This is a genomic window from Bradyrhizobium sp. Ce-3, assembly GCF_022835695.1.
In the GTDB taxonomy this organism is placed as follows: domain Bacteria; phylum Pseudomonadota; class Alphaproteobacteria; order Rhizobiales; family Xanthobacteraceae; genus Bradyrhizobium.
On record NZ_BQUV01000026.1, the window covers coordinates 1 to 514 of the forward strand.

General features: G+C 36.4%; 1 protein-coding gene. It reads right to left on the reverse strand.

What is annotated here, in order from left to right; genetic code table 11:
• Positions 1-340: hypothetical protein (locus BRSPCE3_RS35665; RefSeq protein WP_244071793.1), on the reverse strand; the 340-nt coding region annotated here is incomplete at its 3' end.
• Positions 341-514: the final 174 nt, after the last annotated feature.

The following is a 514-nucleotide window of genomic DNA, read 5'->3' on the forward strand; positions in this document are numbered from 1 at the left end:
CTACATACTCCATCGGAGCATTTTTACCTGTGCGCCATTGGTAATTATTAGCCCAATTTGCCCAAATTTCGGCGCAGTAGTTTTCAATTTTTTCTTCGCGTGTAATTACATCAGAATTACGATATGCTTGAGCAGATTCATCTGGACGAATAGCTTCGTCAAAATTCGCCTGCATTTGTTCTACTGTCTGTTTTGGAGCTTCTTTATAACACTTGACATTAGGATTATAAAACTTGCTTGAACAGTTTACAATTTTTCCTACATCAGACTGATTTACTACCGGTCCTTGAGCTACACAACCAGTAAGACCTAATGCAATAACCAAAATAGCGATTTTCATTTCATTCTCCAAATCCGTATCAGTTGATAGTTGTATAGTACCATGGAAGAACAGGGATGAAAACAGTTTTGTGAAAAAATTTTTAGGGAATTCTAAAGGTCCAGAATCATCTGTTTTTCATAAGTATAGATTTATATTACTTGTATGAAAAAGGGACCCGGAGGTCCCTAGATT